The organism is bacterium (genome assembly GCA_016708315.1).
Classification (GTDB): Bacteria; Zixibacteria; MSB-5A5; order CAIYYT01; family CAIYYT01; genus JADJGC01.
Genome location: JADJGC010000011.1, coordinates 1 through 13,820, shown reverse-complemented (window position 1 = coordinate 13,820; position 13,820 = coordinate 1). Strand labels below are relative to the sequence as shown.

At 50.7% G+C, this 13,820-nt stretch carries 13 protein-coding genes and 1 tRNA gene; 6 read left to right on the top strand and 8 right to left on the bottom strand.

Annotated elements, in window-relative coordinates:
* Nucleotides 1-59 precede the first annotated feature (59 nt).
* Nucleotides 60-3,008 (bottom strand): S8 family serine peptidase, encoded by a 2,949-nt coding sequence (locus IPH59_09990; GenBank protein ID MBK7092031.1) that lies wholly within the window; start codon nt 3,006-3,008, stop codon nt 60-62.
* Between the two features lie 192 nt (nt 3,009-3,200).
* Nucleotides 3,201-3,512, bottom strand: coding sequence for a YbjQ family protein (locus tag IPH59_09985; protein ID MBK7092030.1), 312 nt, complete (start codon nt 3,510-3,512; stop codon nt 3,201-3,203).
* A 132-nt stretch (nt 3,513-3,644) separates the two neighbouring features.
* Here IPH59_09985 and IPH59_09980 point away from each other — a divergent pair.
* The 4 genes from IPH59_09980 to IPH59_09965 all read left to right on the top strand — a co-directional run bounded on the left by IPH59_09980 (nt 3,645) and on the right by IPH59_09965 (nt 5,913).
* Nucleotides 3,645-3,718, top strand: a tRNA-Met gene (locus IPH59_09980).
* A 101-nt stretch (nt 3,719-3,819) separates the two neighbouring features.
* Nucleotides 3,820-4,389: an RNA polymerase sigma factor gene (locus tag IPH59_09975; GenBank protein ID MBK7092029.1), complete on the top strand. Its 570-nt coding sequence runs from the start codon at nt 3,820-3,822 to the stop codon at nt 4,387-4,389.
* Between the two features lie 90 nt (nt 4,390-4,479).
* Complete coding sequence (locus IPH59_09970) at nt 4,480-5,055, top strand: hypothetical protein (GenBank protein MBK7092028.1); 576 nt, start codon at nt 4,480-4,482, stop codon at nt 5,053-5,055.
* Nucleotides 5,056-5,145: 90 nt separating this feature from the next.
* Nucleotides 5,146-5,913: a DUF1573 domain-containing protein gene (locus IPH59_09965; protein MBK7092027.1), complete on the top strand. Its 768-nt coding sequence runs from the start codon at nt 5,146-5,148 to the stop codon at nt 5,911-5,913.
* 88 nt (nt 5,914-6,001) lie between these two features.
* On the opposite strand, the gene IPH59_09960 is transcribed toward IPH59_09965, so the two are convergent.
* Nucleotides 6,002-6,673, bottom strand: a complete 672-nt coding sequence (locus IPH59_09960; protein MBK7092026.1) for a DUF3365 domain-containing protein — start codon at nt 6,671-6,673, stop codon at nt 6,002-6,004.
* A 383-nt stretch (nt 6,674-7,056) separates the two neighbouring features.
* Between IPH59_09960 and IPH59_09955 the strand changes: the two genes are divergently transcribed.
* Together IPH59_09955 and IPH59_09950 are read left to right on the top strand one after the other, a co-directional pair.
* Entirely contained in the window at nt 7,057-7,707 is a 651-nt protein-coding gene (locus IPH59_09955) for an EF-hand domain-containing protein (protein ID MBK7092025.1), read from the top strand.
* 142 nt (nt 7,708-7,849) lie between these two features.
* A complete protein-coding gene (locus IPH59_09950) occupies nt 7,850-8,578 on the top strand; it encodes a response regulator transcription factor (GenBank protein ID MBK7092024.1) in 729 nt (242 codons plus the stop codon).
* On the opposite strand, the gene IPH59_09945 is transcribed toward IPH59_09950, so the two are convergent.
* From IPH59_09945 to IPH59_09925, 5 genes are all read right to left on the bottom strand, one after another.
* On the bottom strand, nt 8,557-9,783 hold the full coding sequence (locus tag IPH59_09945; protein MBK7092023.1) for an MFS transporter: 1,227 nt from the start codon (nt 9,781-9,783) through the stop codon (nt 8,557-8,559). The genes IPH59_09950 and IPH59_09945 overlap by 22 nt on opposite strands.
* A gap of 125 nt (nt 9,784-9,908) precedes the next feature.
* Nucleotides 9,909-10,094 (bottom strand): 50S ribosomal protein L33, encoded by a 186-nt coding sequence (gene rpmG / locus IPH59_09940; protein ID MBK7092022.1) that lies wholly within the window; start codon nt 10,092-10,094, stop codon nt 9,909-9,911.
* A 130-nt stretch (nt 10,095-10,224) separates the two neighbouring features.
* Nucleotides 10,225-10,629 carry an acyl-CoA thioesterase gene (locus IPH59_09935; GenBank protein ID MBK7092021.1) on the bottom strand — a complete coding sequence of 135 codons (405 nt, stop codon included), beginning with the start codon at nt 10,627-10,629 and terminating at the stop codon, nt 10,225-10,227.
* Nucleotides 10,630-10,779: 150 nt separating this feature from the next.
* Complete coding sequence (locus IPH59_09930; GenBank protein MBK7092020.1) at nt 10,780-13,107, bottom strand: SBBP repeat-containing protein; 2,328 nt, start codon at nt 13,105-13,107, stop codon at nt 10,780-10,782.
* Nucleotides 13,108-13,258: 151 nt separating this feature from the next.
* Nucleotides 13,259-13,820, bottom strand: a 562-nt coding sequence (locus tag IPH59_09925; GenBank protein MBK7092019.1) for a thrombospondin type 3 repeat-containing protein, incomplete at its 5' end; no start/stop codon positions are given.

Genomic DNA, 13,820 nt, shown 5'->3' with positions numbered 1-13,820 from the left:
TAACTCAGAAGTGCCCGCTTTTCAAGTTTGAAATTAGACGAAATATCTGAACAGCCGAACTACTTCAACAACACCATCTTGCGGGTTTCGCTCAGACTCCCCGCCGTGAGTTTGTAGAAGTAGATTCCGGAAGCTACCGGTTGGCCGCCGTCGTCAACACCGTTCCAGTAGACTGAGTGGGCCCCTACCGGACGAACGTCATCAATCAACGTTGCAACCTTCTGCCCAAGTGAATTGAAAACTTCGAGCCTGATCTTCTCTGTCCGATTGAGATTGAATTGGATTTGCGTGATCGGATTGAATGGATTGGGGAAATTCTGGTCAAGCTGATATGCTCTCGGAAGGGCCGCACCGTCGTCATCGACTGGCGTTGCCTGGCGATACATCGATCTTGCACGTTGGGCGGTGAGCGCCAACTCGTTGACATTCCGGCCTGCGATTATGGCAAATGCCGCTGTGTCCGATTCGCCCGGTCCAAGATTGAATGGGCCGGTAGAAATCGAGAAGGATTGATCCGGAGCGAAATTTGATGTAGGCAACATCGGTCCGGTTAACATTTCGAACTTTTCTGCCTCGGTTACTCCGTCGTAAACAATGGCAGAGTTCGGAATCGCGCGGAAGGTCTTTAGTCCTTCGTCAGTCAATACTTTGCAGCCGCGGTACTGTGCTTGATTGTTGTGCCACATATAGCCGACCTGACTCTCCTCATCAAACCCGGAACGGTCCTGACCGCTGTTCGGGGGGAAGTCCCAATCGAGATACATCCCGACATACAAATCGTTGATTGCAGTATCCTGATCGTTGACAACTGTGTATTCCATGATCACATAATTGGCGTCGACGCTGCCGTTGAAACTGGCGGTGCGCTGCTCGATCGTAATCCCTAACGGGCGATAGGCGTGGCTATCCTCAAATCGCGAGTAGGTTTCATGATCCCCGAGAACGCCACCGGTACTCACCTGCAAATTGCCACCGGGAGCGACGCGGAAATCGGCATCTACCGAAAATATCGTATTGGTTGTCGCATCGGAAATTCCGAGCGGCGAGTTGCCCACCAAAAGACCGGCTTGATACAGATTATTGACCCCACTTGTCGGAAAGAGAAATCCCAAGCCGTTGCCGGGAAGAGCAGAGCCGGGCGCAAGCCCATAGGCACCGAAGTTGGAAATCGTAAATCTTAGGCTATCTGATTGATGATTGTAGAGTGATTTGACGAGAGCTTCACCGACGGTGAACGTGAGTCTGACTGTCTTCTCGTAACCTGCTGTAGCAGTGATATGCAAATCCACCGAGAGCTGAGTTCCGTCGACGATTCCGTTATTGAACTGCAGCACGAATGGATCTGAGCTGTTATTGGCAGTCGCGTCCTTTGCGATATCACCAAAGCTGGAAAAGCCATTTACTATCGACATCCCGGTTTCGGCTTCGAGCAGTTCGGCGTTGACATTAGAAGTTCCGAATCCCGAATTCCGCAGAGTCGCAATGAATTGAATCTCCATGCCCGAATTAATCGGGTTATGCTCGATCGACTGCACAAATACATTAACCTGATCATTGGGAGGCAGCAACGCGAGCGCTGCTGGAATGTTGATCAGTCCGTAGCCAGTGGAATCATCTTGACCCGCAGGGGCAATGTCGGTCGCCGAGTTAAGAAGGGCGAGTTTGATCTGATCGACGGTTGCGTTTGGATTATACTGTCGCAGAAGTGCAACCGCGCCGGCAACATGCGGAGCGGCAAACGAAGTTCCACTTCTGAGACCATAGTAAAATGTCGGCCCTGGAACAGCAGTCCAAATTAGGTACCCCGGAGCTACAACTTCCGGTTTGATGGAAACACCATCGCAGTCAGACGGGCCGCGGCTGGATGATGACCAAACTTTCAATCCAACGGAATCTGTCGCACCAACTGAAAAAGTGTTAATCTCTGTTGTAGCGCGATTGGCTGGATTGCGAATAGTACCCGCCGCAGGACCTTCATTGCCGGCGGCAAATATCACGACAGTGCCAAGTGCTTCAAGATTGTCTATTGGCGTCCAGAACAGGTCTGAGCAGTCGATGTTGTCCTGTAGGAATCCCCAAGAATTATTGAGTACGTCGGGGACGTCTGTTATCGTGTTAGGATTTCCATCCGGGTCTGCGACCCATTGGAACGCCTGTAAGTAATTAGCGCCGGGAATATCAACCACCATCGCGCTGATCCATTGTGCATCAAATGCGACGCCGACTGTGTCGCCGGTTGCGTCATTCTTTCCGACCATAATGCCCATCGTAGAGGTACCGTGACTGCCAACACTAAGCTGGTTATCCCAATGTGGTGTTTCCTCCTGATGAACCGGGTCAAACCAACTTTCGGCGGATGAGTGCGTATTTCCACGCCAAGTGCCGGACAGTGCCGGATGTGTGCCGTCAACACCAGTATCAAACGATGCGATCAGTCGACCTGCACCGGTATAACCCATTTCCCACATCTGGTCTGCGCCGATAGCACGCAGGCCGCCGATTGCTCCTTCGGCCAAGTCGGTTACAGTTTCCGCATTGGCGTTTTGGTTGGGATTGTACAAAGATGTTGGCGGAAGATCCTCAATGACGGCTTCGATATCTGATCGTAATTCTAATCTCTCGATGAACTCCCGGGTCGCCGTGATCTGGAATGCGTTGGTAATCCAATAAGCTTCGTAAGAACTCACTTCACCACGAGCGATTGCCTGATCAAGCAGTCCCCGCAAGCTAATCTGATTGTCAGTTGCGAAGTCCTGCAGCTCCTTGACGAGAACGGCATGCGAAGCTTGACGCGAAAACGCTGATAATTTCTGAACTCGATGCACTTCTGTGACATCAAGCTGATTAGCCATAAATACCAACACCGAAACCATCTCGTTGTGATTTCGTCCGGCAAGAGTAGAACTGAGACGTGCGCTGAACTGTGCGGAAAACGCGGAGGAGGTGGCAACCACCATCAATAACGAACTGAGCAGTAGCCGGAGAGAAGCGATAGTAAGAGTATTCATCTTCAGTATCTTTCAGCGAAGAGTATGCCTAAAAATCTGCTAACGGACAATTATCTGATGTTGGTCTATTCCCAATCATTATAACAAGTTGCAGGGTCGAATGGTTTCCCGGTGCTCGATTCGTGAATTCGAATAGCTGCCAGATACTGCAAAATATGCAATTACTTGCACTATCTGAAGGCACCGTCGCGATTACAGGCGAACTGCAGTGCCGGATGCAGTCACCAGGAGCATTCCCGTCCGAATAACTTCGTAATCGATGTCAACGCCGACAACCGCCGAGGCTCCGAGCTTCATCGCCTCTTGCTCCATTTCCGTCAGCGCAATTTGCCGGGCTCTAATGAGCTCATTTTCATAAGCCCCTGACCTTCCGCCGACGATGTCGGTTACGGTAGCAAAGAAGTCCTTGACGATATTGGCGCCCATAACGGCTTCTCCGGCAACGATGCCGAGATAATCCCGAATTGGCTTGCCCTCTACATTAGGTGTCGTAGTAACAATCATGCAATTCAGCTCCAAGAAAGTGTTGAATTTCATAATAAGTCGCGGAGAGGATGAGGGCAACGAAAATGGTTGTTAGCGCTTGACAAATGTGTGGGAAAACATAAATTCTTTGACCATTGGTTGAACGTTGATGGCGGTGTAGCTCAGCTGGTTAGAGCAGCGGAATCATAATCCGCGTGTCCGGGGTTCAAATCCCTGCACCGCTATTAATAACCCACCGACCCCGGATTTGTCACTCATTCTCAATTCTGAATAAATTTCAATCTTTTTCGTTACCTTTTTGCCCCCAAAAGCATCTCATTAGTACGTGATTAGAAACGACGGTCCATTTTGGGATCTGGTAGAGCGCGAACATAAACGCGCCAGAGCCTATTGCTTACGATTAACGCTCAATCCGGAGGAAGGCGACGACCTCTATATGGATTCTATCATGAAAGCGCATCGAGGATTCGCCCAAATCAAAGACATTGAGCGATTCCGACCGTGGCTCTACCAGATAATAAACAACAACTACATCGGTCGCTCACGCGACTCATGGTGGAGAAGAGTTTTTGCGGGACCTATCGAGGGTGAGACGTTCGAACCTGGAAGCGATCCCTCGGGTGAGTACGAAGCCAAACGGCGATTGGAATTTGCCTTCACAGCGCTGAGTGCGGATGACAGAATTATTGTCACACTTGCCGAGCTGGATGGTTGGAAAATCTCGGAAATCGCACAGCTAACGTCGAAGTCGGAAGGCACTATTAAGATGCGGCTGTCGCGCGCCAGAGACAAGATGCGGCGGCGATTGAGCAGCGTGTATCGCAAATCGACCGCAGGCAACACAGACGAAGGAACTGAAGACCTATGTTATGTCATCAAGCCAGAACAAGATTAGAAGCAGCCAGATGGCAGTTTGCTGAGATCGGCCGCGATTCAGAGCTGGCTCAACACTTAGAGAGTTGCGTGGAATGCGCGAGTCTGGTGCGTGCGGAACAATCTCTTGATCGAAGCCTGCGACAAGTTCAAAGCAACCGAGCCACAGACGCCACTGCCTGTTTCCGTAGTCCGGGCAAGAGTCGAGTCCGGCGAAAAGAGCAAACCGCGTACAGGTATCGTAAATCGGTTCGTCGAATCTCTGATTCCGAACAGCCGTCCACGAATTGCAGTGGCGGTGATCGTCGCAGTGTTCGCAGTAGTCGCGTTGATTCCGCTCGATTTCAGCCAGAAAGTCGGCTACCAGATTGCCATTGACGGAGTCGGGCGAGAGATCGCATTGGAAAACCCGAAGATCACTTCCCTGTTGGGTGCGCTCGGTATGGAACAAGAAACAGCTACTTCCCTTTTGGACTCGCTGGGAATGAACCAAATACACTTCACAGTCGGAGAGTGCACCGAAACTTGTCGGCTGACAATCTTCGATCTGAGAACCGAACGCGACGTACGTTTGATGGTCAAAGCTATTATCGACCTCGGCTGTTGCCGCATTGACAATGTCGCTCCGGTCTTTCGCAATGAGTCGATGAGTTTGCTGGGCTTGGCTACACGAAAGTTACTCTCGTGATGGCTGACTCCAATCAAGCGATAGATGTTTGATAAGAATCTGAAAATTCACATAACCAATACTTAATCAATCTGAACGAGGAGAAAACAAATGTTCAAGAAGCTCTCTACTACTATGCTCGCGATTCTGGCCGTGCCCTGCCTGTTGCTTGCTCAGGAAACCACAAAATCTGGCGCCCGTCTGTACATTGATGACACGGCTTTCGATTTTGGCTACATCGCCGCCGGAAGTGTAGTCAGTCACTCATACGTGTTTCATAGTCGCGGTACAGACTCGCTGAAAATTCTCAACGTGAAACCGGGATGCGGCTGCACCAAGGCTCCGCTGAAGAAAGAAGTTGTTGCGGTCGGCGATAGCACCGAAGTCGAACTGGTGTTTACTTCCAACAAAGGCGCCAAGGGTAACGTGGGCAAGAGCGCTACGGTAACCTGCAACGACCCGGATCGTGGGACATTCCAATTGACCTTCAAAGGCAAGAACTTCACGGATCCCGACTCACTGACTCCGCTTACTCTTTCCGAAGGCGAATTAGTGATCAATGGCCAATCACACTCGAAAGAAGCCAAACTGATCGTCAAGAATGTCTCCGCCAGCGCCGTCAAGCTGCATTTGGTCAGCCAGCCGGCAGGTTACCTAAAGGTTGAAGTGCCGAGTTCGGAGATTCAGCCGGGCAAGGAAAAGGAAATCAAAGTCAAAATTGATGGCTCGGTTTCTGAAGAACAATTCAACAAGTCATTCACATTTGCTGTCGATGATCAAGCCGGATCGCGCTATTCGATTCCCGTATCGTACAGCAAAACGGCTGAAGTATCGGTGATTCAATCAGCAAGCTCGAAGACAAAAGCCAGTAACAAATAGTAGTCCGACGAGTAAACAAGAGCGCCGAGTTCGCAGATGCGGACCCGGCGCTTTTTTGTTCAGGTATTCGACTTCGGACGACTATTCGTTAATTGGTGTCCCGCTTTACCGAAGCGGCAAGCTTCTTAGCATAACCCAATCCTTCGGGCCACATAACTTCGATCGCAAACATTCCGCGCAGATCGCCGCTCTTGTAGCCGACGGCCTTGTCGTCGGGGTAGAGCTTCTTGAGTTCATCACTCAATCCTGCGACAAAGCTCGATGGGTCGCCATGACAGCCGCCGCATAATTCGTTTGTGCGAATCGGTCGGTAGTAACGGAATTTCTCGCGCTTGATTTCATCGTCCCACTGTGCCACAAAAGACGGCGCATTGGTGCTCCCAAATAGCGTGAGAATCGCAAGTTGTGCTGAATCAGCCTGGTTATTGCGATTGCGCGGTTTGGCTGACACCCGCTCAAGGAACCAACCATCGCGGACATGGGCAGTCTGAATGTCCGGCGCGACGACGTTGCAGACATTGACGGCATTGAGCGGGCCGCCGTCATCGAGTGCTATTTTCAGAGATGTCTGCAGTTGCGATGAGAATTGCGAAATCGCCTGATTAGCGGCGGAGATCAAGAGCGAATCAACGACCGCTCCGGAAAGTGCTGTCGAGTCAGACGCGGCTTGTGCCGTTTTGTTGTCTGCACTTTGGCCATTGCTCAAAGCGATGCCGACGATGGCCAATAACACTACGGCGAAAATGAAGATCCTTCTCATTTAGCACCTCGTTGATGGGAGTTGGGGTTGAAAATTCAATGGTGATAGTGCGCCTAATGAATAGGCTACAAAATATAGCGCTGTTTGTCAATCATAAAGCGGCGTCCTGGATTGGACTTCCAGTCGATGCTTTCGGGACGCGCCAAGCCGGAATCTGCTGTTGAAACAAACGGTCATTCCTTCCCATTTTGATCACCACAATCATCAAGATTGTTGCCCGGGAGCCATTCCTGGATACACTTTGTGACATAGTTCGACCAAAGTCTGATCCTGTTTCGTCGAAATCTGTAGTTGTAGCAACGATCATCACAGGCAGAAATCGCAAGATTTGACGAATGAAGATGATCACATCATTAACTCTTGACAGGGGAAGGAGGTGAATCATGATATCAGGAATCAGTCAGTACATGAGTCCCTTGAGCAGCGCCACAACAATGTCAACGCGCCCACGACCGGAGGAAATGTTCGCCAAGATGAACACCAATGGAGACGAGTACGTTGACAAAGCAGAGTTTAGTTCTTTCCATCAGCAACTAACGGGAAAAACGGACGATGCCGGCCGACTGGACGAGATGTTTGCGAAAATCGACACTGACGGAGACGGTAAAATCAGCAAGGCTGAGGATACAGCGTTTCTCGCGTCGATGAAAGATCGTCCGGCTCCGCCGCCGAGTGAAGACTCTGAAGAAAATCCATTTGGAGAAATCTTCTCGGCGATGGACGTCAACGGCGATGGCTCGGTCGATAAAACCGAACTGGAATCGTACTTGCTCAAACTGACGGATCAAGCCGAACCGAAGAACAGCTCAGATGAGCTTTTCGCAATGATCGATTCGGATGGAGACGGAACGATCAGCAAGAGTGAAAACGACGACTTCGTCAAGATGCTGACAGCCAGAATGGCCGCCAGATATGAGGAAATGTCCTCGGAAGACAGCAACGACAGCTTGTCCACAAGTCTCAATCTTGCTGCGCAGCGCTATTCCAGCACACAGACTGGCGACTCACAATCGATACTGAATCTCCAGGCATAGGCTCGCAGCCGGTTGGAACATTTCCAGCCGGCTGACGAAAACAGTACATCTCGTCAATTTCCACGCAAGTATTAGCAACCTAACCGAGTCCAAGTAATAGAGACTCGTGCTTCGGTACTACAGGAGTTCTTGAATTGCCTGTGTGCCAGTCACAAAGTTTGATAAACGGATGGTCATGTCTTCTGCTATAATTGCAAGAATTCTCATTCTTGATAGCGACGCCGCGAGTGCTCGTTTGTTGTCAGAATTGCTCTTGGGCAACGGAATGCACGTAGATGTAACAAGGGAGTGCTCACATACACTTGAGCGAGCGAAACAAGAGTTTCCCGACCTGATTATTCTGAATACAGAGACAATGAGCCACGGCAGTTCAGACATTGTGCGTGATCTCCGCAACGTTACCAGACAACCGATTTTGATTCTAACCGCGGAGGGCGACCTCGAAACGGAGATACGCGTTCTCGAATCGGGCGCAGACGGATGTCAACCAATAACTGTAAATCCGGAACTCCTCCTTGCAACTGTAAACAGCCTCCTGCGCAGGTCTCGCGGCATTGAGCGAACCGAAGCAGCTTTAAGAGTCGGATCGATGACGTTGGATGTAATCCGCAGGTCTGCAATTGTGCACGAGCGCCCGCTGGAGCTGACAACCTCTGAATTCGACCTTCTGTGGCTATTGGTCAGCCACGCGGGAGAAACACTGACGCGTGACCAAATCAGTCATATCCTGCGTGGATATGAATGGAACGGCGCAGAACGGTCGATAGATCTGGGCATTTCGCGACTGCGGCGAAAACTCGGCGACGATGGACGCAAACCAAGCAGGATCAAGTCAGTTCGTGGTACCGGCTATATGTGGGTACCCGAATGAGGGCGATTCTCTTTCGTCAGCGCAAACCATAAAGTCCCAGTTAACCCGAACCCCGCCGCCACCAAGAAGTTTGTCGCTGGACTAATCAACCAAAGAAGTGAACCGCCAAACGCGGCAACTGCGACGACCGCGTCGCGAAAAAGGTAGTAAGTGCCAAATGTCGCCGCTTCGCGGCCCGGAACTGCAAGATCGATAATCAGTGCTTTGCGAGTCGGCTCACCGAACTCCTTGAGTCCGCGAAGTACAAATGCTCCCACCAAAACCCAGAAGGTTTGGCTGAATAGAAGCACCAACGGGAATAACGTGAAGAAGACAAATGTCATCACGACAAACGGCTTCTTCTCTGCCTTGTCCGAGAAGTATGCTACCGGGATGTAGACCAACAGCGCCGTTGCCATTTCGATCGTGGTCAGGACGCCGAATTGGACGGCGGTTACCGGCGACGCAATCTCCTTCATACACCAGAGCACAACGAAGGCGTAAGGAATCTGCTCGCAGAATCGTATCAGCATATCGGAGACCAAGAGTCGCTTCAGTTCGGGCCGGAACTGACGAAGAAGTTTAATCGGATTCTTGTCCGGAGACTTGCCCAGAGCATCTCCGGATCCATCTTCCTCGGAAGGAATCATTGACTGCTGAAGAATTGCCGCAATTATTGACAGCACGAGTGCTGCAATGAACGCAAGACGCACGCCGTTGATCTCTCCCCAGGTAGCGATAAAAACGCCGCCAACCAAAGGACCCAGCGCCATGGGTACTCTTCGTATCAGCGAGTGCATTGACACACCCATGGTGCGTTTGTTCTTGGGAAGTAACTTCGCTACCAGACTCATCGTTGCCGGTAGAGATACCGCTGTCCAGGAGAGGAAGAAAAACGATCCGACGATCACCGCCCAAACCGATGGAATCAGGATTACAATCACAAACCCGCACATGGCAATGATATTGAATATCAGCAGTGCACGCTTGGTGCCGTAGCGGTCGGCAATGTAGCCGCCCGGGAACGAATAGAGTGCCGAGAGAAGATTGTCGAGGCCATTGAGCAAGCCGACATAGATGGCGCTTCCGCCGAGTGCGACGATGTAGAGCGGCAGGAAGCGTTCAGCCATCTTCTCGCCCATCCCGACAAGAATGACCATTCCCAGAAGCGCAACCATTGAGCGCTTTAGTCCCAGGAACTCCTTGATGTTATGCATTGACGGCATGTTCATACTCTGACGGTGTGAAGATTGCCTAATCGCTTACCAAACGGCAATGTGATAATTGGCCAGAAATGAAAAACGGCACGTGAATTTTCACATGCCGTTTAAGTCTTATTGCCGCGAGACGCTTAGCGAGTCTCTTTGTGGATCGTGTGACGACGGAGAAACGGATTGTATTTCTTGATCTCCAAGCGATCCGGCGTATTACGCTTGTTCTTAAATGTGGTATAGCGCGACGGAGTGCCGCCCTCTTTGCGGGCTTCGGTGCACTCGACGGTGATCATCGTCCGCGCATCACCTTTCTTCTTTGCCATGACTCTATCTCCTCAAACAAATATTATGCAAATTAACAGACGCCGACGCCATAAGCCATCAACGAGTCTTGAAATATAAGGATTCGATCCACGAGGGCAAGCGAAATTTCGCTACTTTTCGTGTAACTCGTTACTTACCAACAGAATCCTTGATTGGCGTGGGGTGTCCGTCGGCGTCCAAAGCGACCATTACGAACTCACCATGGGTCGCCAATTCGCGTTTACCTGTCAATGGGCTCTCGGAATAGAGCTCGACCTGAATCGTCACCGAAGTGCGGCCAACCTTCTTGACCATGCCTTTCAACTCGACCATACTTCCCTGTCTGACCGCTTTCTTGAAGACAACCCGGTCAGATGCAATCGTCACCATCGTCTTGCGGGCAAAACGCGTCGAGCAGATCCATGCCGCGCGGTCCATCCATTGAAGTGCGATACCGCCAAAGAGCGTTCCGTATTGATTCACCATCGAGGGGAAGACCACTTCGAAGATACTCGTCTCGAATGAGTCGTAATTGGTCGTTTGTTCACCGGCCATGTTCTGTCCTTTGCAGATTCAATTTCTATTGAATACAGAATAACGAATTCGCGCGAGTTAGAGAAGATACTTTTGGAGAAGTCGGAAGTAGGTCGCGCTCCCAGTCCGCCGCGGCGGACGCGGAGCCCGACAGTTACGACTCGTTTATGCCTATGGACAGCTCGCACACGGCGCCGGTCCGCCGGAGAAAACATACGTTATCAGGTAGACGACATCCGACACAGTAACTTGTCCGCTACAATCAATATCGGCAGCGACAATAGGATTGGGCTGTCGGCCGTTTGAAAAGATGTAATTGACGAAATAGACTATATCGCTGAGCACAATCTCATCACTGGCATCAATGTCGCCACATTGAAACTCCGGCTTGAGTTTCGTAACGAATACATCGAATTCACCGGCATATTCCTGAATGGGACCCAAAACAGGAAAATCAATCGATGTCGTGTGGCCAGTAATGTAGACATTACCATTGTGGTCAGAAGCCACAGCATAGGCTTGCTCCCACGAATTACGGATTCCTCCAATCAGTGTGCTGAATTCCAGAGAATTTCCAGTTGGACTCAGCTCGGTGACGAACAACTTCGGTGGTCCATTTGTTTGATACGGGTCTTTGATAGGAAAATCGGTAGACATCGTCCAACCTGTTATAATGGATCTCTCCCCTACCAGAGCGATATCGAATCCCTGGTCGTCGCCAGTTCCGCCGATTGGCGTGCTGTAAACGATGGAATCTCCATTAACGCTGATTTTGGTGACAAATGCGTCCTCGCCGACATACTTTGGCTGAAAGGGGTTCTTCACCGGAAAATCTGCGGAGCTGGTAGTTCCGCCTATGTAGGCGCAGCCTAAGCTATCAACAGCCAATCCAAATGTCTTGTCGTCCCCATTGAATCCACCGATGAAAGTTGAGTAGATTAGAGTATCACCATTCTCGCCAAATTTTGCGACATATGAATCCATAACACGTGTATATGCTTGAATCGGGTTCTTGGTTGGAAAGTCCGCTGATTCCGTTGCGCCAGCGACGAGAATCTGCCTTTGAGCGTCAAAGGCAATCAAGCCGCCCCATTCCCAATCACTGCCGCCAAAATAGGTGCCATATAGTAGTTCGTTACCGGTCGTCGAGAACTTCATAATGAATGCTTCGCCGGTATTCGAACTTGAAATCGCAGACTGGAACGGATTCAACAAGGGAATGTTACTCGAACTGGTCAAACCAATCAGATAGACTTGACCCGAATCATCAACAACAACATCCTGAAACTCATCGACACCAGAACCACCAAAATAACTTGAGTAGATCAGGGTATCTCCAGTGGCGTTGAGTTTGAAGAACACTCCGTCGAAGAACTTCAATTCGGACTGGTAGCTGTTCTGAAGAGGAAAATCCGGAGAAAACGTCCATCCACACGCGTAGGCGCAGCCGAAATCGTCCACAGCGACAGAATAGCATTCATCTTGATCGTTTCCACCGATTAAGGTGCTATACTCCAATGCGCTTCCGTCGGGCGTGAGTTTGGTTACGAAGATATCTGCCCACATCGGACCGGAGTGCGACGAATCCACGCTGGGGAAATCAGTGGAATGGGTGACGCCAACAACATACGCGGAACCAGCTTCATCAACTGCAATTGCACTTCCACCGTCGAAACCGGAACCGCCAAGGAATGTACTGTAAACAATCGTTGGATCGATAGTGACCGGCCGAGATGCATCATAATCATCACCCAACTCAAACGAAACGGTCCTTTTATCCACCAGCCTGAAAGAACCGGAAACCTGTCGCCGTTTGCCATTCACTTCCTGATGAATTCTTGGCGCATGCTCGGTAAGGAAATTCCACTCAGTATCGATTCGCATGTCGCCGGTTTGTCCCATAGTGAGCAATTCGGCGCCTTCATACTGGATTTTGATCTGCTGATAATCTGCTCCCGGATGGACGACAAAGTCATACTCCAATTTGCCGTCGCTAGTCGAATAGTACTTTAAGTCGATCCCCGGATAGACTTCATGGAGGACCACGGAAGAGAAACTCGGCACGTTGGTTCGCCATTTTTCCGGGTCGTTTCCAATGAAGAAGTTTGATTTATGACTTAACTCTCCCATCGCGGCGACTGTCGCCGAGCGGTTGCTTCCCACAATCGTCGTCTTGACTGAATTCTGCTCGACAGTGTCCCGTACATCTTCGGGACCATTGGTGAATCTGCGCTTTTGTCGGTTTAGCTTGTCGTTAGGTCCGAAGTTGCCTACCCGAACGAATTGATAGAATGTCCCTTCCGTTGTCAACCAGACGATCATTCCCCTGCAATCTGCTTTGAACAGAACCCGACTATCCCACTGCCCGACGTTCTTCGTGAAAAACACGGGCAGCGTGCTCAATCTCAACTCCGAACTTTCTTGAGTTTGAACGTAACGTGGAGTCACCGCAATGAGCAGGATAGAGAGCAGTAGACCTGGAAGTATCGAACGCAACATAATGAGGTTCTCCCGCCGACTTTCTTGACAATCAACTTCGCGAAAGCGGCATGCTTGGCCAAGTATTAAACTTCATGATTTGAACTCGGTCAGCAACAAAAAAGGAGGCTGTCGCCTCCTTCTGGTAGAATCCTGTGGTTTAGAAACCTGCTTACGGACAGCTCGCGCACGGCGCCGGTCCGCCGGAGAAGATGTAGCTGATTAAATAGACTGCATCAGAAATGGTGACCCCGCCGCTGCAGTTTACATCACCGGAAACCAAAGGATCCGGCGCCGGTCCGCCACCAAAGATGTGGCCAATAAGAAACACAGCGTCCGAGATCGAGACTCCGCCTGACCCATCGGCGTCGCCGCAGATGTAGTCGCAGGCATCGCCGATGCCGTTGCCGTTGGCGTCTTGTTGATCAGGATTTGAGGTGTTCGGGCAGTTGTCGCATGGGTCGCCGCGTCCATCGTTATCCGCATCCAAGTTTGTCGGATCGTAGATAGCCGGGCACTTGTCGAGCGTGCATGTGCTGGCGGAATATCCGGGATTAGCAAAGCCGTCGCCATCTGTGTCGGTACACGCATCACAGGCGTCACCGTAGCCATCGGCATCTACATCTTCCTGCAGCGGATTGGCAACAACTGCGCAATTGTCACATCCATCTCCAAGCCCATCACTGTCACCGTCAATTTGGAGAGGATTCGGGAAATCCGGGCAATTGTCGACA

What these genes read in the sequence shown, in the direction of transcription:
- IPH59_09945 (MBK7092023.1), bottom strand. Translation starts at nt 9,783, where the DNA reads ATGCCGTCAATGCATAACATCAAGGAGTTCCTGGGACTAAAGCGCTCA.
- IPH59_09960 (MBK7092026.1), bottom strand. Translation starts at nt 6,673, where the DNA reads ATGAGAAGGATCTTCATTTTCGCCGTAGTGTTATTGGCCATCGTCGGC.
- IPH59_09965 (MBK7092027.1), top strand. Translation starts at nt 5,146, where the DNA reads ATGTTCAAGAAGCTCTCTACTACTATGCTCGCGATTCTGGCCGTGCCC.
- IPH59_09990 (MBK7092031.1), bottom strand. Translation starts at nt 3,008, where the DNA reads ATGAATACTCTTACTATCGCTTCTCTCCGGCTACTGCTCAGTTCGTTA.
- IPH59_09935 (MBK7092021.1), bottom strand. Translation starts at nt 10,629, where the DNA reads ATGGCCGGTGAACAAACGACCAATTACGACTCATTCGAGACGAGTATC.
- IPH59_09930 (MBK7092020.1), bottom strand. Translation starts at nt 13,107, where the DNA reads ATGTTGCGTTCGATACTTCCAGGTCTACTGCTCTCTATCCTGCTCATT.
- rpmG (MBK7092022.1), bottom strand. Translation starts at nt 10,094, where the DNA reads ATGGCAAAGAAGAAAGGTGATGCGCGGACGATGATCACCGTCGAGTGC.
- IPH59_09985 (MBK7092030.1), bottom strand. Translation starts at nt 3,512, where the DNA reads ATGATTGTTACTACGACACCTAATGTAGAGGGCAAGCCAATTCGGGAT.
- IPH59_09955 (MBK7092025.1), top strand. Translation starts at nt 7,057, where the DNA reads ATGATATCAGGAATCAGTCAGTACATGAGTCCCTTGAGCAGCGCCACA.